Raw genomic sequence first — 23,070 nt, 5'->3', positions numbered from 1 at the left:
TAAGGATAAACTTTTTAGTTTATCCTTTTTTTTTGAATAAATTTGCAAAACTTTAAACTACAATGCAACACACAACCACACAGTCTGCAATCTTATTACTGGCAGACGGAACAATTTTTTACGGAAAATCAATCGGTATTTCAGGAAAAACATTCGGAGAGGTATGTTTTAATACCGGAACAACAGGTTATCAGGAAATTTTTACCGATCCTTCTTACTTCGGTCAGATCATGGTGACTACTAATGCCCACATCGGAAATTATGGTGTTAATACTCAGGAAGTGGAATCCGGATCGATTAAAATTGCAGGATTGGTTTGTAAAAAATTCTCAACTTTCCACTCAAGACCCGATTCAGAAAGTAACTTGTTTGATTATTTCCAAAAGGAAAACTTAATCTGTATTTCTGACGTCGACACAAGGGCTTTGGTGTCTTATATCCGTGATAACGGTGCGCAAAATGCAGTAATCTGTACAGATGGTACTCCGGTAAATGAATTGAAAGCTTTATTGGCAAATGTGCCGGATATGAACGGGTTGGAGTTAGCTTCAAAAGTTTCTACCAAAGAACCTTATTTCTACGGTGATGAAAACGCTACTTATAAAGTTTCAGCTTTAGATTTAGGAATTAAAGAAAATATTCTGCGAAACCTGGCAAAAAGAGATTGTTATGTTAAAGTGTTTCCTTATAATGCATCTTATGCTGATATGAAAGCATTCAATCCAGATGGTTATTTCCTTTCTAATGGTCCGGGTGATCCTGATCCTTTAGAGAGCGCTATCAATGTGGCTAAAGAAATTATGGCAAACAACCATCCTTTATTCGGAATTTGCTTAGGTCATCAGGTAATTGCTTTGGCTAACGGAGTTTCTACTTATAAAATGTTTAATGGTCACAGGGGGATAAACCATCCGGTTAAGAATTTAGTAACCGGTAAAGGTGAAATTACATCTCAAAATCATGGATTTGCCGTTAATAAGGAAGAATTGGATAACCATCCTGAATTGGAAATTACACACGTTCATCTAAATGACGGTACAGTTGCTGGGATGCGCATGAAAAATAAAAATTGTTTTTCAGTGCAATACCATCCGGAAGCAAGTCCTGGACCGCACGATTCGTCGTATTTATTTGATCAGTTTATCGAAAATATCAAATCGGCTAAGAACTAAAACGTTATCGTTAATAACATTCGGATTTTATCAGATTGTCATTTCTACAGATTGGATAAATTTGTAATTCGTTGAAAATTATAAACAAAAAATAATAAAACTATGAGTATCATCATAAAAATACACGCAAGACAAATTCTTGATTCAAGAGGAAATCCTACAATTGAAGTTGATGTAGTAACAGATAGTGGTGTTTTAGGACGTGCGGCTGTTCCTTCAGGAGCTTCAACAGGAGAGCACGAAGCTGTTGAATTACGTGACGGAGGTAAGGCTTTCATGGGTAAAGGAGTTTTGAAAGCTGTTGAAAATGTAAATATAACTATTGCTGAGGCTTTGCTAGGAACATCTGTTTTTGAACAAAACCTGATCGATAAAATCATGATTGATTTGGATGGTACTCCAAATAAGTCTAAACTTGGAGCTAATGCGATCCTTGGGGTTTCATTGGCAGTTGCCAAAGCTGCTGCTAACGAATTAGGCTTGCCTTTATACCGTTATGTGGGCGGAGTGTCTGGAAATACATTGCCGGTTCCGATGATGAATATCATTAACGGTGGTTCGCACTCTGATGCACCTATCGCTTTTCAGGAATTCATGATTATGCCGGTGAAAGCAACTTCGTTTACGCATGCTATGCAAATGGGAACGGAGATCTTCCATAACCTGAAAAAAGTATTGCATGACAGAAATTTATCGACAGCAGTAGGAGACGAAGGTGGTTTTGCACCAAATTTAGCCGGAGGAACCGAAGACGCTTTGGATTCTATCAAATTAGCAGTTGAAAATGCCGGATATGTTTTCGGAGATGATATTAAAATCGCTTTAGACTGTGCGGCTTCTGAGTTCTATGTAAACGGTAAATACGATTATACGAAATTTGAAGGTGCAACCGGAAAAGTAAGAACTTCTGAGGAGCAGGCAGATTATTTGGCAGAATTAGCTTCTAAGTACCCAATCGTATCAATTGAAGACGGTATGTACGAAGATGACTGGGCCGGATGGAAATATTTAACTGATAAAATCGGAAATAAAGTTCAGTTGGTAGGTGATGATTTATTCGTAACGAATGTGGAACGTTTGTCAAAAGGGATCAACGAAGGTATCGCAAATTCAATTTTGATCAAGGTAAATCAAATTGGTACATTAACTGAAACAATCGCAGCAGTTAATATGGCGCATAATGCAGGTTACACTTCTGTAATGTCACACCGTTCAGGTGAAACAGAAGATAATACAATTGCTGATTTAGCGGTGGCATTAAATTGTGGCCAAATCAAAACCGGTTCAGCTTCGCGTTCTGACCGTATGGCAAAATACAACCAATTATTACGCATCGAAGAAGAATTAGGGGATGTAGCTTACTTTCCCGGAGCGAGAGCTTTTAAAGTGAAATAAAAGGTTTTTGATAAATATAGGTACCCGTTAACTCAAAAAGTTGGCGGGTATTTTTGTTGAATTATGTTTCATTTCTCAATCTTAGTGTTGTTTTCTTTTAAAAAGTACTGTGTCAAAAAATAAAAAGAGATGATATAGCAAAAAATACTGGTGTAGCGAAGAAATGCCAATTGGTAATAATAGTAGTAAATGCCGTAAAAAAGCTCGCATATCACAATAATCAATGCGTATAGAATTAAAAAAGTATTCTTTTGATTGAGCTTGGTAACATAATTAAAGGCAGCGAAGAAAACAAAAGTAATTAAAACGGAGTCATATACCACAATCACTTTGTGTAATTCAAAAGAGCTGTCAAAAACAATAAGTATGGAAATATATAACAGGCAGGCTAAAAAAATGAACGTTAATATAATTGAGGTGTAATTTTCTTTTTCAATCTTACGTAGTTTTTTATGGCTTAACCTTTTACTTACTTGTAATAATAACATGCAGTAGGCTAAAAAGTTGAAGAATAAAACATAAATTAAATAATCAAAGCCTTCCAGTAAATTTATTATCCCTGAAAGAAAAAATAAAATTAAAATAATGCAATTGTAATAATTGATGTTTTTTTTGCTCTCTTCCAGATAATAAAAACCAATGGCTCCAATGAATAAAGGCTTGGTGAAATAAGATACATATGTCCAATCCATAATAGTGGAAAGGAAATATAGAATTCCAAAAATTATATACAAAGCAAGATGTGATTTCAGAACATTCATTTTGGTCTGCTTTTCAATAGAATGCATAATATAAAGCTACAGAAGATAAAGGTTGTATTGCAAAGGTAGTATATTATAGTGTTATTTTTCTGATAATAAAGTTGTTGTCTTTTTTTAAGGTCAAATTTTTGGGGAATGCATATAAGAACTAATTCTAAACTTTTTTGTAAAAGTCTTACAGATATAGAATTGCAAGGTTTTTGTTTTTTGTTGAAGATTTAACGAAAACGTTTCAGTAAAACTTTTTTATTTCGCACAGTTTTCCATAAATTTGTTAAAATATATAATTTAGATTAATTCCCAAATTACATTATGTCAAAAACAGCGATATTAGAGTACGATGGCAATAAGTATGAGTTTCCGGTGATTGTAGGAAGCGAAAACGAACCCGCTATCGACATTGAGAAACTACGTGCCTTAACAGGCGCGATCACCTTAGATCCGGGGTATAAAAATTCGGGTTCTTGTAAAAGTGATATTACTTTCCTTGATGGTGAAGAAGGTATTCTTCGCTATAGAGGATATGCTATCGAGGAACTTGCTGAAAAAGCTGATTTTCTTGAAGTATCTTACCTGGTTATTTTCGGAGAGTTGCCAACAAAAACGCAGCTTGAAAAATTCGAAACCGATATCCGTAAATACACATTGGTAAACGAAGAAATGAAAAACATCATTGATGGTTTTCCTAAAACGGCTCACCCAATGGGTGTTTTATCTTCATTGACTAGTGCTTTGACTGCATTCAACCCGAAAGTGGTAAATGTGGAAAACGAAGCAGAAATGTATGAGGCAATCTGTAAAACCATGGGTAAATTCCTCGTTATTGCTACTTGGACGTACCGTAAAATGATGGGATTCCCATTAAATTACTACGATAACACCATTGGTTATGTGGATAACTTCATGAAATTGATGTTCTCATTGCCTACAGGTCCTTACGCTACAAACAAAACGGTTATCAATGCGTTGGATAAATTGTTTATCCTTCACGCTGATCACGAACAAAACTGTTCTACTTCTACAGTAAGAATCGTTGGTTCATCTCACGCCGGTTTATTTGCTTCTATCTCTGCAGGAGTATCTGCATTATGGGGACCATTACACGGTGGTGCTAACCAAGCTGTATTGGAAATGTTAGAGCAAATCCAAAAAGATGGTGGTGATGCGCAAAAAGCATTGGAAAGAGCAAAAGATAAAAATGATGATTTCCGTTTAATGGGATTCGGACACAGAGTTTACAAAAACTTCGATCCAAGAGCAAAAATCATTAAAAAAGCAGCAGATGAAGTATTGGCTGAATTAGGAGTAAACGATCCAATCTTAAACATTGCAAAACAATTAGAGGAAGCCGCTTTGGTTGATCCTTATTTCGTAGATAGAAAATTATACCCTAACGTAGATTTCTATTCAGGTATCATCTACCGCGCATTAGGAATCCCTACGGATATGTTCACGGTATTGTTCGCTATCGGACGCCTTCCTGGATGGATTGCACAATGGAAAGAAATGCGTATCAACAAAGAACCTATCGGACGCCCGCGCCAGGTTTATACAGGTTACGCTTTAAGACCATTCGTTCCAATGGATAAAAGATAATTTTGAAAATTTAATACCAAGAAAGCTTCTCTTTTAGAGAAGCTTTTTTTTATATTTGTCCGCAAACAAACAGATTGGACAGTTTCTGCTGTATTTCAATCAAATAAAAGCTTTATGAGTACTAACGTTACTTTTTTAATCAACAAATCTGAAATTACCGCCGGTACGCGTGGTGCATCTTTGGGGCCAGATGCAATTATCACCGCTGCCAGGAAAAAGGAGAGCTACCTTTTTGGTGAAAACGCTCTCGAAAAAATTGCTAATTCTAACGGATATCTGGACAAACCCACAAAATATCCTTTCGCTAAAAGAATAGACGGACTCCTTTCCGTTTACCAGGAACTAAATACTAAAGTTGCCGGTATCATAAATAATAATTCTTTCCCGATTATATTGGCTGCCGATCACGGTTCTGCAGGTGGAACGATCTCCGGACTAAAATCTGCTTTCCCTGATAAACGTATCGGGGCGGTTTGGATCGATGCGCATGCCGATATCCACACGCCTTATACAACGCCTTCGGGTAATATGCACGGTATGCCTTTAGCTTCAGTTATGAACGAGGATAACCTGGAGTGTAAAATCAATGAAGTGGATGCCGAAACGGCTTCGCTTTGGAACCAATTGAAAAATGTCGGGGGTATTACCCAAAAAGTAAAACCGGAAGATGTGGTGTATGTGGCTGTCCGTGATACGGAAGAGCAGGAAGAGGCCATAATCAGTAAATACGGAATCAAGTGGTTTACCGTAAACAATGTACGCACACAGGGTGTGGCTGAAATTGTAGAAGGTATCAATGAACGACTGAAAAATTGTGATATCATTTATGTGACGTTTGATGTCGATTCAATGGACCCGGATATGACTTCTCATGGGACGGGAACTCCTGTTCCTAACGGAATTTCCCCGCAGGAGGCTAAAGATTTAATGATAGCGCTGGCTCAAAATCCTAAAACAGCCTGCATGGAAATCGTAGAGGTTAACCCATGTCTGGACGAAAAGGAAAATACCATGGCCGAAATAACGCTGGATATCGTAGAAGCTATTACCGATGTAATTAAAAAGAAATAAATGCAACAAATAACGAATTCAATTTTAATGATCCGACCGGTTTCGTTCCGTATGAATGAGGAAACCAAGGTGAATAATTTCTACCAAAAGGAATCAAACGGTATGTTGCCGGCTGCAATCAACGCAAAGGCCCAACAGGAATTTGATGCTTTTGTGGATAAATTGAAATCAGTCGGTGTGAATGTGATTGTCGTGGAAGATACGACTGATACCGATACGCCCGATAGTGTTTTCCCAAATAACTGGGTGTCTTTTCATGAAAACGGGGATGTGGCCATCTATCCTATGTTTGCCGAAAACAGACGTCAGGAACGCCGCGAGGATATTCTGGATATATTAGAGGATAAAGGTTTCGTTATCGAAAATGTAATGGATTATTCCGAAGCGGAAGAAGAGCAGGTATATCTGGAAGGAACCGGAAGTATGGTGCTGGACAGGGCAAACGGGAAAGCATACTGCGCTTTGTCACCCCGGGCCGATGAAGAATTGTTTATCGAGTTTTGTGAAGATTTCGAATTTACTCCGGTTATCTTTAATGCCTGCCAAACGGTCAATGATAAGCGTGAACTAATCTATCATACAAATGTGATGATGTGTGTAGGGGATACCTTTGCTGTGGTTTGTGCCGAATGTATCGATGATAAAACCGAACGCAAAAATGTTCTGGAAAATCTACGCCAAGACGGAAAAGAAATTTTACTGATCAATGAAAAACAGGTGGGCCAATTCGCAGGGAACATGCTGGAAGTATTGGGTGCCAACAATGAAAAGTATCTGGTGATGAGCGAACAGGCACGTTTGTCTTTAACTGCAAAGCAAATCGAACAGCTTGAAAAGCATGCTATAATTATTAGCTCAAATATCGAAACAATAGAAAAATACGGCGGCGGTAGTGCCCGCTGCATGATGGCGGAAATCTTCCTTCCTAATGAATAAAAAATAATCATATTAAAAAAGCCCAACACTATTTAGTATTGGGCTTTTTTATAATTGTTAAAATTTAAAATGTTCTTACTTTTTGTTTAACAAAGCATTGACCTGCATTCTTAATTCTTCTAATTTTTTGTTTTGGTCAATAATGTAAAGAGTTAATTCTTCTATTTTTTCTTGTTGAACTTTAACCATTTCACCAAGTGCTAAACCATTTTCGGTAACTTCTTTTGCTGAAGGAACATTTGGTAAGTGTTTGTTCTCCTTGATGAATTTTTCCAGTTCGCTCAGGGGTCTAAGTTGGTATTCGTCTGCAAATACATAATCCGCCCAAGTACTGTAAACCTTAATTTCTTCAGCTCTGATTTTTCCCTTTACCGAAAGTTTATAGGTATTTGCCCCATCGGTAAAATTGCTGGTTCCAATTCCTAAATTGGTGTTCATGAATACATTTCCTTCAAAACATGATGAACCGGTCTTTACCCAGAAATTATGGGCAACCGGCCATACGGCTTTCCCACCTACAGTTAAATAGGAACCTGTTTTTGTTAAGTCAAAAAAGGCGTTGCTTCCATCTTCATAAACAGAGAAAACATTTGATTGTGTTTTGTCATTTATTGTAAAGCTACTGGCTCCGTTAGCTTCTGCATGATGTCTTAATCTGTTTGCATCATTTCGGTCTTCTATGGAAAACCATGTTTCAGCATTGGGTTTTACATTTGAAGAAGGCATGTCAGCAAAAGTCAATAGTCTGAAATAACCATCTCTGTAGGCTCCAATGTTTAATAGTAATGATTTTTTAAAACCATCATTGAAGTCAGTGAAGGTTTGTCCGTTTAAAAGGGCCGGGATTTCAAGTTTTGCATTTGGTGTATTGGTGCCAATTCCTACATTGGTGTTGGTTGTAGGTGAATTGGGTAAAATGGATGTTGCTCCTCCGGCACCGGTGCTAAGTTGGGCAAATGAAGATAAATTGGCTAATGCTAAAAAAGCAAATGTTAATCTGATGTTTTTTTTCATGGTTTGTACTGCGGAAATAATATAGATATTTTCCGGCAAATATACCTTTTTAACAATAAGAGACAATTATGGGTTTGCTTTTTTTGGAAGTTTTTTCTGTCTGTTTTGAATTTGGAAAATACCAACATGGTTAATGGGTTAATTCCACTTGTTCTTCATTAGATAATGGCTTTCCCTGAAGTTTTAATTGTAGGTGATGAATGCCTGCCACTGCTCGGAGTTTTTTTGTTTCAGCACTGAGACTTTTTGCTTCCGCACGGAGACTTTTTGCTTCCGCATGGAGACTTTTCGCTTCCGCACGGAGACTTTTTGCTTCCGCACGGGGACTTTTCGATTCCGCACGGAGACTTTTCGCTTCCGCACGGAGACTTTTTGCTTCCGCACGGGGACTTTTCGCTTCCGCACGGAGACTTTTCGCTTCCGCACGGGGACTTTTTGCTTCCGCACGGGGATTTTTCGCTTCCGTACTAGGTTTGTTAGTTGTTACTCAGAGTGTAATGGTCTTAGTATGAATTATTCTTAATTACTTTAATAATTCATTAATCTGAAAGTCTAATGTCGGACAATCTGATAATCGGACAATCTAACAATCTAATCAAAAATTCGCCTGAATAATCTTGATTAAAGCATTAACGATGTATTGGATACCAATAGCAATTACGAAAAAGCCCACAATTCTTGAAATGGCCACAATCCCTGATTCGCCCAGATATTTTACAAGATAATTAGCGCTTCGCAAGACGAAATAAATAGAAACGGCTACGGCTAATATTGCTCCTATCGCTATCGACATGGCAATCCAGTTGTTGTGTTCCTGGTAAAAAGCAATTAATAAGGAAATCGAACCGGGTCCGGCTAATAGGGGCATAGCTAGAGGTGTTAACGCAATGGCGTGTTTTTGCTGTGCCTCGGTTTCTACCTTTTTGTTAATTCCTTTGCGCTTCTTCACCTGACCGGATAACAACCCAAAACCGGAATTGGCAATAATCAAACCGCCGGCAATTCGCAATGCTTCAAGACTAATCCCGAAAAAACGCAATACATATTCACCCATGAAGTAGGCCACAATCAAAATGATAAATACATTGATTGCTGTCCATAGTGATGTTTTTGATAACTCTTCTCTGGTGTAACCGGTTGTGAGTCCAACAAATACAGGAATGGCACCAATTGGGTTCAATACCGAAAATAAAGCGGCGAAAATGTAAAAGAATAAATCCATAGTTTTTTTGCAAAAGTAGCTCTTGAAGTGCTTCCAAATATGAAAGTATTGTTAAGCTAGGGTTTTTATAAGTTTAAATGTACTAATTTTATGATATAATAAAAAGCAGAATGAAAACATTAGTTATAGGTGCCTCGTCAAACCCGCAACGCTATTCTTTTTTAGCCGTCAATAAATTATTGGATCATAACCACGAAGTTGTGGCAATCGGACGCAATGACGATAAAGTGGCTTCTGTGCAAATCCAGACGGGTTTCCCGGATTTGAAAGATATCCATACAGTTACATTATATGTCAATCCTTTGCATCAACAGGATTACTACGATTATATTGTCAGTTTAAAACCGCAGCGTGTCATCTTCAATCCCGGCACCGAAAATCATGAATTATATAAACTTCTGGAACAAAATAACATTCCGTACGAAGCAGCCTGTACGTTGGTGTTGCTCTCGATTAACCAGTTTTAGTTTTTTTAGAAGCTTTTCCCTCTCGTCCTTAAGACGAGATCACTTTATCTTTTATTGCCCTATGGCCGGATGCTCGTCGAAAAAGAGTAAAGCAATAAAAGGATGACTCTCGGGCCTTCGGAACGAGACTATCGGGGCTAGGACCCGTAATTAAAATCGTGTTTCTCCCGTTGCCGGTTTGCTGATGAACAACAATCCGATAAATGTGATTAAACCATTAATGATAATTAATTCTTCTGCAATGGTATACCCGCCCAGCCATTCCGAAGAATAAGCGGAAATCAGGTAGCAAATCGCCGGTGAAACCAAACACACAAAAGGAACGAGCTTGTCATTCACGGTCTTCGATTTCATAAACAAACCAAAAGTATATAGTCCTAATAACGGTCCATAGGTGTATGAAGCAATCTTAAAAATCATTTTTACTACCGAAGCATCGTTTACGGCATTGAAGAAAACAATTACTAAAAACATCAAAAACGAAAACCCGATGTGTACTAAGTGACGTGTTTTTACAATATTGGGGTTGTTGGCGTTTTCATTTTTTTCCATTCCCAGGAAATCTACACAAAATGAAGTGGTCAAGGCAGTCAGTGCCGAATCGGTTGTGGCAAATGTTGCGGCTGTAAGTCCTAATAAGAATACAATCGCCGGAATCAATCCTAATGATTTTAATGCTATTTCAGGGAATAAAAAGTCGGTCCTGGCAACATCATCAACCATCGGTACGGCAATACCGTTTTTGGTAGCGTATAGGTATAATAAAGCTCCTACGCTCAAAAAGAAGATGTTAATGATAACAAATATCCCGGTAAAAGTAAACATGTTTTTCTGTGCTTCACCAATGTTGGCACAGCTTAAGTTCTTCTGCATCAAATCCTGATCCAGTCCAACCATGGCAATAGTGACAAATATTCCGCCGAAGATTTGTTTCCAAAAATAATTGCCTTTTAAATAATCATCAAAGAAGAATATTTTAGAGTACTGACTTTCTTTTACGGTTTCAAATGCCTGGAGAAAACTTAAATCCAAACTTTTGCAAATGAAAATAATAGTCAGGAATACTGAAGAAACTAAAAAGAATGTTTGTAAAGTATCGGTGATGATAATGGTTTTCAACCCTCCTTTGTAAGTGTAGGCAAAAATCAGTAAAAGCGATAAGAATACAGTAACCGTGAACGGGACGCCATAATAATCAAATACATAACGCTGCAAAACAATGACTACCAGATATAATCGGAATGATGATCCAATGGTACGGCTGATAAGAAATATGGTAGCGGCTGTTTTATAGCTTATTTTACCAAGGCGTTGTTCGATATAACCATAAATCGAAGTTAAGTTCATCCGGTAATACAACGGGAGTAAGACCGTAGCAACAATAATGAAGCCTATGGCGTTTCCTAAAACAAACTGGAAATATTTGAATTGTAAATCGGGATTGCCCACTTCACCCGGCACCGAAATAAACGTTACACCGGATAATGCCGTTCCAATCATCCCAAAAGCAACTAAATACCACTTCGAGTTTTTATTGGCTTTGAAAAAAGTATCATTATCACTGTTTTTTCTACTTACAATATGGGAGATAAAAAACAATAACCCGAAATAAACAACAATCAGTGATAAAATGGCAAATGGACTCATTTGTGATAAAATTTTAGAAGTGCCAAAATACGAAAAATTGTCAATTTGCCGATTGGGTTGCCTGTTTATTTGTAAAAAGTGAAATCGGGATGGGGATTCTCATCAAAGTCTGAAAATCTAAAAATATAATCATCAAAATCACTACTTTTGTGCCATGGAATTTTCGTCTAAACTTTTGGAAAAAGCCGTGGGTGAAATGGCGCAATTACCCGGAATAGGAAAGCGAACTGCTTTGCGTCTGGTATTGCATCTGCTAAAACAGCCTAAAGAGCAAACGGGTTTCCTGGCTGAGGCGCTCACAAAGATGCGGGAAGAAATTAAATTCTGCCGCAGCTGTCATAATATTTCCGATGTGGAAGTTTGTGAAATCTGTGCAAATCCAAACCGCAACCATAAGGTGATTTGTGTTGTTGAAGATGTGAGGGATGTAATGGCTATTGAAAATACAGGCCAGTTTAAAGGGATATACCATGTGCTGGGAGGGAAAATTTCACCTATCGACGGAATAGGGCCAAGCCAGCTGAATATCACTTCGCTTGTGTTAAAAGTTAAAGAAGGAAAAACAGAGGAGATAATTTTTGCCTTAAGTTCCACCATGGAAGGGGATACCACTAATTTTTATATCTATAAACAAATTAAAGACACAGATGTAGTAACTTCTTCAATTGCAAGAGGGATTTCAGTCGGGGACGAATTGGAATATGCCGATGAAATAACACTCGGAAGAAGTATCGTAAACAGAATTCCTTTTGAAAATTCATTGCGCAATATTTAATGAATTTAATCGTTTTATGGTTTCTTTTTTGGGAATGAACAACTATATTTGTTTTTTGGAAATACTAGCTAATAATGAGTAAAATATATATTTTTATTGGGATTTTGTCAATTTTTTTAATGACTTCGTGTATCTCAAATAAGGATTTGGTGTATATTCAGGATGCCAATTCAAAAAATCAAGCAACAACCATACAGGAAGTTGCTTTAAAACCATACCGCCTTAAAGTTGGAGATGTGGTGAGTATAAGAATTAAGGCATTGGATCCTAAGTTGGTGGAAATGTTCAATCCTTCTCCAAGTAATGATCTGGCTACCGATGCCCAGTCTTTTTATTTTGACGGGTTTACAGTTGATGATCACGGTAGTATCCGCATTCCCGTTTTAGGTGAAGTTCCGGTTTTGGGACTTACGTTTGAAGAAATCAGACAGAAAATAGAAAAACAACTCCTTGAAAATTATTTCAATAAAGAAGCAGATATCTTTGTTACGGTTAAATTGGCAGGTTTGCCTTACACCATTAACGGTGAAATAAACTCTCCGGGGACAAAAACCTTATTTCAGGATAAAGTGACCATTCTTGAAGCTGTAGCCAATAGTGGTGATATTACATTGGTAGGTAACAGAAAAGAGGTGGTGTTAATTCGTCAGTACCCGCACGGAACTGAAATCCACTCGGTAGATTTAACCAGTGTGGATGTAATGAAATCACCCTATTACCACATTCAGCCTAACGATTATATTTATATCAAACCGTTAAAGCAAAAAACATGGGGTGTCGGGACAAATGGTCTGCAATCGTTTACTACTATTTTTAGTGCGCTTTCTCTGGTGCTGACGACATATTTAATCATTAAAAACAATTAATCAGGATGCTGGATACCAAAGATTTTACTTTTTTCGAATCACAAAGCAACTTCGATTTTAAGGCGTTATTCTATAAAATCATTGGGTACTGGTATTGGTTTCTGATTAGTTTATTGATCACTTTTACCATCGCTTATCAGGTAAATATCAGAAAACAGAAAATTTATGGGATGTCAACCACGATAGCCTATAAAGAAGAAAATAATCCTTTTTTTACTTCAAATACAAGTTTAGTCTTCAACTGGGGAGGTACATCTGATCAGGTAAGTACCCTGATGACAACGATAAAATCCCGTTCCCACAATGAAGATGTTGTAAAAGAATTACAGTACTATGTTGAGTACCTGCGCGAAGGAAAATACAATATAGAAGATGCTTACGGTGAAGTGCCTTTCTCGGTTGAACTGAATAAGAACCTTCCGCAGCTTTACGGTAAACTGATTACCGTTCATTTCCTGAATAGCAAAGATTTTGAATTGTCCATTCCGTTTGAAGAATCAAAAGCAGCATTGTATAACTATGCGACAGATGAACATTCCCAAACTAATGTGCCAATTGGTGAGTTCAAAAGGAAATACAGCATCGGACAGCAAATTGCACTTCCTTTTTTAAACCTTAAACTGCGTCTGGTGAAAAATCCAGGTTTTTATGATAACGGTAAGTTTATGATCCGTTTTGCAGATTTTAACAGTGTGGTTGCCAGCTATCAGGGAATCGATGTTGAAAATGATCTTAAGGCTGGTTCCATTGTAAGGCTTAATCTTTCGGGAACTAACAAAACCCGTATGGTGGATTACCTGAACGGAACAGTTAATGTTTTGATGAAAAGACAGTTGATGCTGAAAAACCAATTTGCTGCAAATACCATTGATTTCATCGACAGTACATTGGTTGCAATGGAAGGCCAATTGAAAAATACAGAAGCTGAGTTGAAAGATTTCAGCAGAGGCAAAAATATCTACGAAGTGGAAGCAGGCGGTGAAAAATTTACAGCCCAATTAACCGATTTGGATGTTGAAAAAGATTTGATGGACCGGAAAATAAGTTATTACAATACACTTAAAAATTATTTGGTGAGTAATAGCGATTTTTCACGTTTACCGGCTCCCTCGGTAGCAGGAATCGAGGATCCGAATATTGTGTCAAATGTCGCTAAGTTGACTAATCTGTCTGCAGAGAGGGCAGAAATGGCCTATACGATTAAAAATGATAAAAAATTCAAGGACTTCGATGTACAAATGGAAGCCTTGAAAAAAGTATTATTGGAAAATATTGCAGCCGCGAAAGCATCCATGCAGTATGATTTAGGTTCCATCAACCGGAAAATCAGTGTTGCAGAATATAACATTAAACGACTTCCCGAACAACAACAGGAATTGGTAAAAATTAACCGTAAATACGATCTAAATAAAAGTATTTACAATACATTCCTTGAAAAAAGAAGCGAAGCTGATATTGTGCGTGCTGCCAATTTATCGGATATCCAGTTTATAGATCCCGCAAAAGACACTGGTGGTGGGTTAATTGGGCCCAAAACAAGTGTGAATTACGTACTCGCCTTATTGTTGGGATTACTGGCTCCGCTTCTGATAATTTTCGTGATGACACTGTTGGATAATACCATTAAGAATACCGAAGATATAGCAAAACAAACAAAAATCCCTGTTATTGGTGTTATTGGTAAAAAACACACGAATTCCAATCTGGCGGTATTTGAAAAGCCAAAATCGGCATTGGCTGAAAGCTTCAGGGCTGTACGCTCATCCTTGCAGTTTATGTACAAAAAACAACAGGCAGGTTCTAAGGTGTTAATGCTGACATCATCAATCAGTGGTGAAGGGAAAACGTTCTGTTCCATGAATATAGCGACTGTTTTTGCCTTGAGTGAAAAGAAAACAGTGATTGTAGGTCTCGATTTAAGAAAACCGAAAATTTTCCAGGACTTCGGATACGATAACAATGTAGGTGTGGTAAATCATTTGATCGGACAGAAAAGTCTTGAAGAGATTACCTTAAAAACGGAAATCGAATATTTGGACCTGATAACATCCGGGCCTGTACCTCCAAATCCTTCCGAATTGATCATGGGAGAAAGTATGAAGCAAATGATTGAAGATCTGAAGCAAAAATATGATTATGTGATTTTGGATACACCTCCGGTTGGTTTAGTGTCTGATGCTCTTGAGTTAACCGAATATTGTGATGCAACAATTTATGTGGTTAGGCAAAATGTTACTAAAAAGGATATGCTGACTTTGGTAAATAATAAGCACAAAAGAGGGGAATTGGATAACATAAGCATCCTGTTTAACGGTTTTGAAAATAAAGCAAAATATGGTTATGGTTACGGCTATGGCTATGGTTATGGGTACGGCTATGGTGCATACGGTGAAGGATATCTTGATGTTCCGGAAAAAAGAAACAGAATTAAAGAGTTTTTCGATAACTTTTTTAAAAAATAAATGAATGTATATTTCTGAAGTGAAAATATTAATTACGGGTGGTGCAGGTTTTATCGGGTCGAATTTATGTGAATATTTTCTGGGAAAAGGATATAAGGTTGTCTGTTTGGATAATTTAGCAACCGGACATCTTAGGAATATTGAACATTTGAACGGTAATGAAAACTTTACCTTTATTGAAGGTGATATCCGTAATTATGATGATTGTAAGAAGGCTGTTGATGGAGTGAAGTATGTCTTGCATCAAGCTGCTTTGGGCTCGGTGCCCAGATCAATTAAGGATCCGCTGACTTCAAACGAAGTTAATGTGTCAGGATTTCTCAATATGCTTCAAGCTGCCAAAGAAGCTGATGTAAAAAGATTTGTATATGCTGCCAGTTCATCGACTTATGGTGATTCGGAAAGTTTACCCAAAGTTGAAGACAAAATCGGGAAACCTCTTTCACCGTACGCAATTACTAAATACGTGAATGAACTCTATGCTGAAATTTTTGGTAAAACATATGGTATGGAAACCGTTGGATTACGTTATTTTAATGTTTTCGGAAGGAAGCAGGATCCAAACGGAGCGTATGCTGCCGTGATTCCTAAATTTGTGATGCAATTCATGAATCATGAAAGCCCGGTAATTAACGGAGACGGTAATTATTCAAGGGATTTTACCTATATCGACAATGTAATCCAAATGAATGAACTGGCAATGTTGTCTGATAATCCACAGGCCATCAATACTGTTTTTAATACTGCTTTTGGTGACAGGACTACCCTGAATCAACTGGTGACGGTATTGAGGGATGAATTGTCACGTTTTGACGGTGAAATTGCAAACGTTGAGATTAAGTACGGACCAAACAGAGCCGGTGATATTCCGCACTCACTGGCAAGTATAGATAAAGCAAAAGAAATTTTAGGATATAACCCCAAGTATTCATTACAGGCAGGTTTGGAAGAAGCTGTAAAATGGTACTGGGAAAATTTGAAATAGAATGAAGATTGGAGTAATTGGATTGGGTTATGTAGGTTTGCCCTTAGCAAGATTGTTTGCTACAAAATATAATGTGGTTGGTTTTGATATAAACCAGTCACGTGTTGATCAATTGAACCAAGGTAAAGATTTAACCCTTGAAGTAGATGAAGAAACACTGAAAGCAGTATTGAAAAATGAAAATTCAGGAGAAACTGGATTGTTCTGTTCAACTTCACTGGATGATATTGCTGATTGTAATTACTATATTGTTACGGTTCCGACACCGGTTGATAAAAATAATAAACCTGATTTGACTCCCTTGTATAAGTCAAGTGAAACCGTTGGTAAAGTATTAAAAAAAGGAGATATTGTTGTTTATGAATCAACAGTTTATCCTGGTGTAACCGAAGAAGAGTGTATCCCGGTATTGGAGAAAATCAGCGGACTTAAATTTAATACTGATTTCTTTGCCGGATATTCACCTGAAAGAATAAATCCGGGAGATAAGGAACATACCGTTGAAAAAATTCTGAAAGTTACTTCGGGTTCTACACCTGAAATTGGTAAGAGGGTTGATGACTTGTATAAATCGGTTATTACGGCAGGAACTCATTTGGCGCCAACAATCAAAGTTGCTGAAGCGGCAAAAGTCATTGAAAATTCACAACGTGATATCAATATCGCCTTTGTTAACGAACTTTCGAAAATTTTCAATATCCTTGAAATCGATACTTATGATGTTTTGGAGGCTGCCGGTACAAAATGGAATTTCCTTCCGTTTAAACCAGGACTTGTTGGAGGACATTGTATCGGGGTTGATCCGTATTATCTGGCGCAAAAGTCATTGGAAATGGGCTACCATCCTGAAATTATTTTAGCGGGTAGAAGGCTTAATGACAGTATGGGAGAGTATGTTGCCTCACAGGTTATTAAGCTGATGATTAAAAAAGATATTAATTTAAAAGGTGCCGAAGTATTAATGCTTGGTATCGCTTTTAAAGAAAACTGTCCTGATGTACGCAATACAAAAATTGTTGATGTTATCAGTTCATTGAAAGAATACGGGGTTAAAGTTACCGTATTTGACCCGTGGGCCGATGCATCCGAAGTAAAACATGAATATGGTTTGGAAATCACAACATCATTGCCTGATAATAAGTTTGATGCTGTGGTACTTGGTGTAGCCCATAACGAATTTTTAAGCCTGGATTTTGAAGCAATCCGAAAAGAAAATTCTGTTTTATATGATGTTAAAGGAGTTTTGGCTGTCCAAGTCGACGGAAAACTGTAGTTTTGCACAATTAAAAGTAAATGTATGAAGATTGATTCTATTTGTTGTATTGGAGCTGGTTATGTAGGTGGTCCTACAATGGCTGTCATTGCACAAAAATGTCCAAATATAAAAGTAACTGTTGTCGATTTGAATGAGGCGAGGATTGCCGCATGGAATGATGCTGATTTTGATAAATTGCCGGTTTATGAACCGGGATTGGCTGATGTGGTTAAGGAAGCCCGTGGCAGAAATCTGTTTTTCTCAACAGATGTTGATAAAGCAATCGATGAGGCACAAATGATTTTTATTTCGGTAAATACACCTACAAAAACGTATGGAGCCGGAAAAGGAATGGCAGCTGATTTGAAATATATTGAATTATGTGCCAGACAAATCGCAAGAATCGCGAAATCTGATAAAATCGTAGTTGAAAAATCAACGTTACCGGTTAGGACCGCAGAAGCAATAAAAAGTATATTGGATAATACCGGAAACGGTGTAAATTTCCAGATTTTATCAAACCCTGAGTTTTTGGCAGAAGGAACTGCTGTTCAGGATTTACATAACCCGGACCGTGTTTTAATTGGCGGAAACGACGCCGAAGCAATTCAATCTCTTGTTGATGTTTATGGAAACTGGGTGCCGAAAGAAAGAATTTTAACCACAAATGTATGGTCTTCCGAATTGTCAAAATTAACGGCTAATGCATTTTTGGCTCAACGTGTATCTTCAATCAATGCAATTTCCGAATTATGTGAAAAAACCGAAGCAGATGTTTCAGAAGTTGCAAAAGCAATAGGTATGGATTCCAGAATAGGATCAAAATTCCTTAAAGCTTCTGTTGGTTTTGGAGGTTCTTGTTTCCAAAAGGATATACTGAATTTGGTTTACATCGCAAAATCTTACGGATTGCATGAAGTAGCTGATTATTGGGAGCAGGTGGTTATTATGAACGATCATCAGAAACACCGTTTTGCAAAAAACATAGTACGGACTTTATACAACACGGTTTCAGGAAAAAAAATAGCAATGTTGGGTTGGGCTTTCAAAAAAGACACAAATGATACCCGTGAATCTGCTGCTATTAACGTAGCGCAGGATTTATTAAACGAAGAAGCTAAAGTTGCTGTATATGATCCTAAAGTTGAACCTGCACAAATCCAATTTGATTTAGGGGAACAATTTGAAGGGGTTACAATTGAAAATAATCCTTACGAGACGTGTAAAAATGCACATGCAGTTGCCATTTTAACAGAGTGGGATGAATTTGTCACATATGACTGGCAAAAGATCTATGACGGTATGTTAAAACCAGCCTTTGTATTTGATGGAAGAAATATCCTGGACAAACAAAAAATGAAAGCTATCGGATTTATATACAATGCGGTAGGTAGCTCAAATTAAAATGAAAAAAATACTAATCACCGGAGGAGCAGGATTTATAGGTTCACATGTTGTAAGACGTTTTGTGAATCAATATCCCGAATATCATATTTATAACCTGGATGCTTTGACATATGCCGGTAACCTTGAAAATATAAAGGATATCGAAAAAGCCCCCAATTATACTTTCCTGAAAGGAGATATTGTTGATGAAAATTTCATCAATACAATTTTCGGACAATATCAATTTGACGGTGTATTGCATTTAGCTGCAGAATCACATGTGGATCGTTCAATTACAGATCCTTTGGCTTTTGTCAAAACTAATGTAATTGGTACCATGAATCTTTTGAATGCTGCAAAAAACAGTTGGAAGGATAACTATGAAGGGAAACGTTTTTACCACATTTCTACAGATGAAGTATATGGAACACTAGGAGAAACAGGATTGTTTACTGAAACAACAGCTTATGATCCTAACTCACCATATTCTGCTTCTAAAGCGAGTTCAGATCATTTTGTACGCGCATATGGAGAAACTTACGGTTTGCCATACGTTCTTACAAATTGTTCGAACAATTACGGTCCGTTTCATTTTCCGGAAAAATTGATACCGTTATTTATCAATAATATAATCAACAATAAACCCTTACCGGTTTACGGTGACGGGAATTATACCAGAGATTGGTTGTTTGTAAAAGATCACGCTGTTGCGATTGATTTGGTTTTTCATGAAGGTAAAAATCATGAAACATATAATATTGGAGGTTTTAACGAATGGAAGAATATCGATTTAGTCCGTTTGTTATGCCAAAGAATGGATGAGAAATTGGGAAGAACGGAAGGAGAATCTGCTAAACTGATCACTTTTGTAAAAGACAGACCGGGCCATGATTTACGTTATGCTATCGACGCGTCTAAAATCAACAGTGAATTGGGTTGGAAACCTTCGGTAACTTTCGAAGAAGGGCTGGAGCAAACCATTGATTGGTATTTGCAAAATACCGAATGGTTGAATAATGTGACTTCCGGTGAATACCAGAAGTATTACGAGAAACAATATCAATAGTTTATGAATGTTTAAACAGTGTTTTTAATGGTGCTGTTTAGCTGACATAGTCTGAAACTTAAAGCTTTTTACAATGAAAGGAATAATTTTAGCCGGAGGATCAGGAACACGTTTACACCCGCTTACCCAGGTAGTTTCAAAACAATTACTTCCTATATATGATAAGCCGATGATTTATTATCCGCTGTCGGTTTTAATGTTGGCAGGAATTAAAGAAATCCTGATTATATCAACTCCTCAGGATTTGCCTAATTTCAAAAGATTGTTTGGTGACGGAAGTCAGATCGGACTAAAATTATCTTATGTAGAGCAACCTTCTCCTGATGGTTTGGCACAGGCTTTTATTTTAGGTGAAGAATTTATAGGTTCTGATGATGTGTGTCTGGTATTGGGTGATAATATCTTTTACGGAGCCGGACTTCAGAATTTATTATCCAATGCCGTGAATATTGTTACAGAAAAAAAAGAAGCCACAATTTTCGGATATTATGTTGATGATCCCGAACGTTACGGAGTTGCCGAATTTGATACTGACGGTAAAGTACTTTCCATTGAAGAAAAACCAACAGAACCAAAATCTAATTTTGCAGTTGTCGGATTGTATTTTTATCCGAATTCGGTTGTTGAAATCGCAAAAAATGTTAAACCTTCCCACAGGGGCGAACTTGAAATCACCACAGTTAACCAAGAATATCTGGACCAGAATAAGCTTAATCTTCAGCTAATGGGAAGAGGTTTTGCCTGGTTAGACACAGGAACCCATGAGTCGTTAACAGAGGCGACCGAGTTTGTTAAAGCTGTTGAAAAAAGAACTGGATTAAAGATAGCCTGTATTGAAGAAGTGGCTTACCGGAAAGGATTTATTTCAAAAGAAGAGTTTAAAGCTTGCGCCGAAGGGCTTGGTAAAAGTGGTTACGCTGAATATTTAAGAAAAATTGCCAGATAATGGGTGCCATAATATACTGTCTTGGATATAAAGCACTGAAGGCGATTTCTGAATTAGACGATCAATTGATCCGAACAATCGATTCCCTGATTATAGCTAAAGACAAAAGTATTGTAAACGATTATTCCGATGCTATTGAAAAAGTAGCAATCGAGAAAAATATAAGATATAAATTTAGAAGCACTGATGATTCAAAATCAAGTGCTTCTTATCATATTGCCATCGGCTGGAGATGGTTGATTAATGTTGGTGAAAATGAAAAACTGATTGTAATCCACGATTCTTTATTGCCTAAATACAGAGGTTTTAATCCATTGGTTACGGCCTTGCTCAACGGGGATAAAGAAATTGGGGTTACGGCTTTGTTTGGAACGGAAAGTTATGATACGGGAGATATTATTTACCAATCATCCATTACTGTGAATTACCCGATAAAAATTAATGAAGCCATTACATTAGTAAGTAATTTGTATTCTGAGTTGTTGGCTAAGATATTGGTTAAAATTTCAGATGATCAGGATTTGGGAGCTACTTCACAAATTGAGGAATTGGCTTCTTACAGTCTTTGGAGGGATGAAGAAGATTATGCCATAGACTGGCAAAATGATGCGACCTATATTAAGAGACTCGTTGATTCGGTTGGATACCCTTATAAGGGAGCTTACTGTTTCCATGAAAATGAAAAAATCAGGATAGAAGAAGTTACATTAATCAATGATGTGAAAATTGAAAACAGACAGGCAGGTAAATTAATCTTTAAAGAAAATCTTAAACCAATTATTGTTTGTGGTAAAGGACTTTTGAGGATCGATTCTGCTAAGTATGAAAACGGAAATGAAGTAGAATTTAATACTTTCAGGATTCGTCTAAAATAATTTGTGAAGCATGATTTTATTTAATAAACCCCATTTGACGGGTAAAGAAACGCATTATATATACGATGCCGTGAATACCGGGAAACTATCTGGAAACGGAAAGTATACTAAGTTATGTCATGAATATTTTGAAAACAACTTTGGGTTCAAAAAATGTCTTTTGACTACATCCTGTACCGATGCACTCGAAATGGCCGCTTTATTGATTGATATAAAACCGGGTGATGAAGTGATTATGCCTTCGTATACTTTTGTAAGTACTGCAAACGCTTTTATTTTGAGAGGAGCAAATATAGTTTTCGCTGATTCCATGAAGGATAATCCCAATATGGATGTCTCTACAATAGAAGCATTAATAACACCCAGAACCAAGGCTATCGTTCCGGTTCATTATGCAGGAGTTGCCTGTGATATGGATGGTATCATGGAACTGGCCGATAAATACAAATTATTTGTAATTGAAGATGCTGCACAGGCAATCGATAGTTATTATACAGGAAAAGACGGAATAAAAAAGGCTTTGGGGTCCATTGGACATCTTGCCGCTTTTTCATTTCATGAAACTAAGAATATTATTTCGGGAGAAGGCGGTATGCTGGCCATTAATGACGAGCAGTTTTCAGACAGGGCTGAAATTATTTGGGAAAAAGGAACAAATAGATCCTCTTTTTTTAGGGGCGAGGTTGATAAGTACGGTTGGGTAGATATGGGAAGTTCATTTTTACCATCAGAAACAATTGCTGCTTTTCTTTGGGCCCAACTAGAAAATTTAGATGTAATTCAAAAGAGAAGATTACATATCTGGAATTCTTACAATGAAAACCTTTCGGAAGTTAATACAAAAAATAATGTTGGCTTACCGGATGTTCCTGCATATGCTACAAATAACGGGCATATGTATTATTTGGTTACAAATGATTTAGAAGAAAGAACGGCTTTATTGGCACACTTGAAAGAAAAAGGGATTTTAGCTGTTTTTCATTACCTGAGTTTGCATAAAAGTCCGTTTTATGTTGAAAAGCATAAGGAACTTGGCTTGGGTGAATTACCTTATACTGATCATTATTCGGATACGTTGGTGCGTTTACCATTGTATTTTGATTTGTCCGATGCTGAAGTTGATTATATCAGTAATTCGATAAAGGAATTTTTTAAAATTTAGTAAATCGGTTA

The 23,070-nt window shown here is 37.1% G+C and carries 20 protein-coding genes; 16 read left to right on the top strand and 4 right to left on the bottom strand.

The genetic code is table 11. From position 1 onward, the window contains the following. Window positions 1-62: 62 nt before the first annotated feature. Entirely contained in the window at window positions 63-1,172 is a 1,110-nt protein-coding gene (gene carA / locus NAT51_RS06480) for a glutamine-hydrolyzing carbamoyl-phosphate synthase small subunit (protein ID WP_250596744.1), read from the top strand. 102 nt (window positions 1,173-1,274) lie between these two features. Then, on the top strand, window positions 1,275-2,567 hold the full coding sequence (eno, locus tag NAT51_RS06475; RefSeq protein WP_250596743.1) for a phosphopyruvate hydratase: 1,293 nt from the start codon (window positions 1,275-1,277) through the stop codon (window positions 2,565-2,567). Window positions 2,568-2,635: 68 nt separating this feature from the next. Here the strand turns inward: eno and NAT51_RS06470 are convergent, their stop codons facing one another. Further along, entirely contained in the window at window positions 2,636-3,328 is a 693-nt protein-coding gene (locus NAT51_RS06470; protein WP_250596742.1) for a hypothetical protein, read from the bottom strand. 312 nt (window positions 3,329-3,640) lie between these two features. On the opposite strand from NAT51_RS06470, the gene NAT51_RS06465 reads away from it, so the two are divergent. The 3 genes from NAT51_RS06465 to ctlX all read left to right on the top strand — a co-directional run bounded on the left by NAT51_RS06465 (window position 3,641) and on the right by ctlX (window position 6,931). Next, complete coding sequence (locus tag NAT51_RS06465) at window positions 3,641-4,924, top strand: citrate synthase (protein ID WP_250596740.1); 1,284 nt, start codon at window positions 3,641-3,643, stop codon at window positions 4,922-4,924. 114 nt (window positions 4,925-5,038) lie between these two features. After that, on the top strand, window positions 5,039-5,995 hold the full coding sequence (locus NAT51_RS06460) for an arginase (RefSeq protein WP_250596736.1): 957 nt from the start codon (window positions 5,039-5,041) through the stop codon (window positions 5,993-5,995). Further along, on the top strand, window positions 5,996-6,931 hold the full coding sequence (gene ctlX / locus NAT51_RS06455) for a citrulline utilization hydrolase CtlX (protein WP_250596734.1): 936 nt from the start codon (window positions 5,996-5,998) through the stop codon (window positions 6,929-6,931). A 75-nt stretch (window positions 6,932-7,006) separates the two neighbouring features. Here the strand turns inward: ctlX and NAT51_RS06450 are convergent, their stop codons facing one another. Continuing rightward, entirely contained in the window at window positions 7,007-7,945 is a 939-nt protein-coding gene (locus NAT51_RS06450; protein WP_250596732.1) for a hypothetical protein, read from the bottom strand. A gap of 595 nt (window positions 7,946-8,540) precedes the next feature. Further along, on the bottom strand, window positions 8,541-9,167 hold the full coding sequence (locus NAT51_RS06445; RefSeq protein WP_250596727.1) for a MarC family NAAT transporter: 627 nt from the start codon (window positions 9,165-9,167) through the stop codon (window positions 8,541-8,543). 110 nt (window positions 9,168-9,277) lie between these two features. Here NAT51_RS06445 and NAT51_RS06440 point away from each other — a divergent pair, with 110 nt between their 5' ends. Next, entirely contained in the window at window positions 9,278-9,634 is a 357-nt protein-coding gene (locus NAT51_RS06440) for a CoA-binding protein (RefSeq protein ID WP_250596725.1), read from the top strand. A gap of 150 nt (window positions 9,635-9,784) precedes the next feature. Here the strand turns inward: NAT51_RS06440 and NAT51_RS06435 are convergent, their stop codons facing one another. Continuing rightward, window positions 9,785-11,281: a sodium:solute symporter gene (locus NAT51_RS06435; RefSeq protein ID WP_250596723.1), complete on the bottom strand. Its 1,497-nt coding sequence runs from the start codon at window positions 11,279-11,281 to the stop codon at window positions 9,785-9,787. Between the two features lie 154 nt (window positions 11,282-11,435). Between NAT51_RS06435 and recR the strand changes: the two genes are divergently transcribed. From recR to rffA, 10 genes are all read left to right on the top strand, one after another. Beyond that, window positions 11,436-12,056: a recombination mediator RecR gene (recR, locus tag NAT51_RS06430; RefSeq protein ID WP_250596721.1), complete on the top strand. Its 621-nt coding sequence runs from the start codon at window positions 11,436-11,438 to the stop codon at window positions 12,054-12,056. 74 nt (window positions 12,057-12,130) lie between these two features. Continuing rightward, a complete protein-coding gene (locus tag NAT51_RS06425; RefSeq protein ID WP_250596719.1) occupies window positions 12,131-12,922 on the top strand; it encodes a polysaccharide biosynthesis/export family protein in 792 nt (263 codons plus the stop codon). A 5-nt stretch (window positions 12,923-12,927) separates the two neighbouring features. After that, complete coding sequence (locus NAT51_RS06420) at window positions 12,928-15,384, top strand: polysaccharide biosynthesis tyrosine autokinase (protein WP_250596717.1); 2,457 nt, start codon at window positions 12,928-12,930, stop codon at window positions 15,382-15,384. A gap of 4 nt (window positions 15,385-15,388) precedes the next feature. Next, window positions 15,389-16,369 (top strand): SDR family oxidoreductase, encoded by a 981-nt coding sequence (locus tag NAT51_RS06415; protein ID WP_250596715.1) that lies wholly within the window; start codon window positions 15,389-15,391, stop codon window positions 16,367-16,369. 1 nt (window position 16,370) lies between these two features. Next, window positions 16,371-17,642 (top strand): nucleotide sugar dehydrogenase, encoded by a 1,272-nt coding sequence (locus tag NAT51_RS06410; protein ID WP_250596713.1) that lies wholly within the window; start codon window positions 16,371-16,373, stop codon window positions 17,640-17,642. Between the two features lie 24 nt (window positions 17,643-17,666). Further along, window positions 17,667-19,028, top strand: a complete 1,362-nt coding sequence (locus tag NAT51_RS06405; protein ID WP_250596711.1) for a UDP-glucose 6-dehydrogenase — start codon at window positions 17,667-17,669, stop codon at window positions 19,026-19,028. Between the two features lies 1 nt (window position 19,029). Further along, complete coding sequence (gene rfbB / locus NAT51_RS06400) at window positions 19,030-20,076, top strand: dTDP-glucose 4,6-dehydratase (RefSeq protein WP_250596709.1); 1,047 nt, start codon at window positions 19,030-19,032, stop codon at window positions 20,074-20,076. 73 nt (window positions 20,077-20,149) lie between these two features. Beyond that, a complete protein-coding gene (gene rfbA, locus NAT51_RS06395; RefSeq protein WP_250596707.1) occupies window positions 20,150-21,022 on the top strand; it encodes a glucose-1-phosphate thymidylyltransferase RfbA in 873 nt (290 codons plus the stop codon). Continuing rightward, window positions 21,022-21,897, top strand: a complete 876-nt coding sequence (locus NAT51_RS06390; protein ID WP_250596705.1) for a formyltransferase family protein — start codon at window positions 21,022-21,024, stop codon at window positions 21,895-21,897. Before rfbA ends, NAT51_RS06390 begins: the two co-directional genes overlap by 1 nt. Before the next feature lie 10 nt (window positions 21,898-21,907). Further along, the gene (gene rffA, locus NAT51_RS06385) at window positions 21,908-23,059 is read left to right on the top strand and encodes a dTDP-4-amino-4,6-dideoxygalactose transaminase (protein WP_250596703.1); all 1,152 of its coding nucleotides are present in this window, start codon (window positions 21,908-21,910) and stop codon (window positions 23,057-23,059) included. Window positions 23,060-23,070 lie beyond the last annotated feature (11 nt).

Origin of the sequence: Flavobacterium amniphilum (assembly GCF_023634845.1) — a bacterium.
GTDB lineage: Bacteria > Bacteroidota > Bacteroidia > Flavobacteriales > Flavobacteriaceae > Flavobacterium > Flavobacterium amniphilum.
The sequence above is the reverse complement of the archived record's forward strand: the minus strand, read 5'-3'. Positions and strand labels throughout refer to the sequence as shown.

What these genes read in the sequence shown, in the direction of transcription:
- carA (WP_250596744.1), top strand. Translation starts at nt 63, where the DNA reads ATGCAACACACAACCACACAGTCTGCAATCTTATTACTGGCAGACGGA.
- eno (WP_250596743.1), top strand. Translation starts at nt 1,275, where the DNA reads ATGAGTATCATCATAAAAATACACGCAAGACAAATTCTTGATTCAAGA.
- NAT51_RS06470 (WP_250596742.1), bottom strand. Translation starts at nt 3,328, where the DNA reads ATGAATGTTCTGAAATCACATCTTGCTTTGTATATAATTTTTGGAATT.
- NAT51_RS06465 (WP_250596740.1), top strand. Translation starts at nt 3,641, where the DNA reads ATGTCAAAAACAGCGATATTAGAGTACGATGGCAATAAGTATGAGTTT.
- NAT51_RS06460 (WP_250596736.1), top strand. Translation starts at nt 5,039, where the DNA reads ATGAGTACTAACGTTACTTTTTTAATCAACAAATCTGAAATTACCGCC.
- ctlX (WP_250596734.1), top strand. Translation starts at nt 5,996, where the DNA reads ATGCAACAAATAACGAATTCAATTTTAATGATCCGACCGGTTTCGTTC.
- NAT51_RS06450 (WP_250596732.1), bottom strand. Translation starts at nt 7,945, where the DNA reads ATGAAAAAAAACATCAGATTAACATTTGCTTTTTTAGCATTAGCCAAT.
- NAT51_RS06445 (WP_250596727.1), bottom strand. Translation starts at nt 9,167, where the DNA reads ATGGATTTATTCTTTTACATTTTCGCCGCTTTATTTTCGGTATTGAAC.
- NAT51_RS06440 (WP_250596725.1), top strand. Translation starts at nt 9,278, where the DNA reads ATGAAAACATTAGTTATAGGTGCCTCGTCAAACCCGCAACGCTATTCT.
- NAT51_RS06435 (WP_250596723.1), bottom strand. Translation starts at nt 11,281, where the DNA reads ATGAGTCCATTTGCCATTTTATCACTGATTGTTGTTTATTTCGGGTTA.
- recR (WP_250596721.1), top strand. Translation starts at nt 11,436, where the DNA reads ATGGAATTTTCGTCTAAACTTTTGGAAAAAGCCGTGGGTGAAATGGCG.
- NAT51_RS06425 (WP_250596719.1), top strand. Translation starts at nt 12,131, where the DNA reads ATGAGTAAAATATATATTTTTATTGGGATTTTGTCAATTTTTTTAATG.
- NAT51_RS06420 (WP_250596717.1), top strand. Translation starts at nt 12,928, where the DNA reads ATGCTGGATACCAAAGATTTTACTTTTTTCGAATCACAAAGCAACTTC.
- NAT51_RS06415 (WP_250596715.1), top strand. Translation starts at nt 15,389, where the DNA reads ATGTATATTTCTGAAGTGAAAATATTAATTACGGGTGGTGCAGGTTTT.
- NAT51_RS06410 (WP_250596713.1), top strand. Translation starts at nt 16,371, where the DNA reads ATGAAGATTGGAGTAATTGGATTGGGTTATGTAGGTTTGCCCTTAGCA.
- NAT51_RS06405 (WP_250596711.1), top strand. Translation starts at nt 17,667, where the DNA reads ATGAAGATTGATTCTATTTGTTGTATTGGAGCTGGTTATGTAGGTGGT.
- rfbB (WP_250596709.1), top strand. Translation starts at nt 19,030, where the DNA reads ATGAAAAAAATACTAATCACCGGAGGAGCAGGATTTATAGGTTCACAT.
- rfbA (WP_250596707.1), top strand. Translation starts at nt 20,150, where the DNA reads ATGAAAGGAATAATTTTAGCCGGAGGATCAGGAACACGTTTACACCCG.
- NAT51_RS06390 (WP_250596705.1), top strand. Translation starts at nt 21,022, where the DNA reads ATGGGTGCCATAATATACTGTCTTGGATATAAAGCACTGAAGGCGATT.
- rffA (WP_250596703.1), top strand. Translation starts at nt 21,908, where the DNA reads ATGATTTTATTTAATAAACCCCATTTGACGGGTAAAGAAACGCATTAT.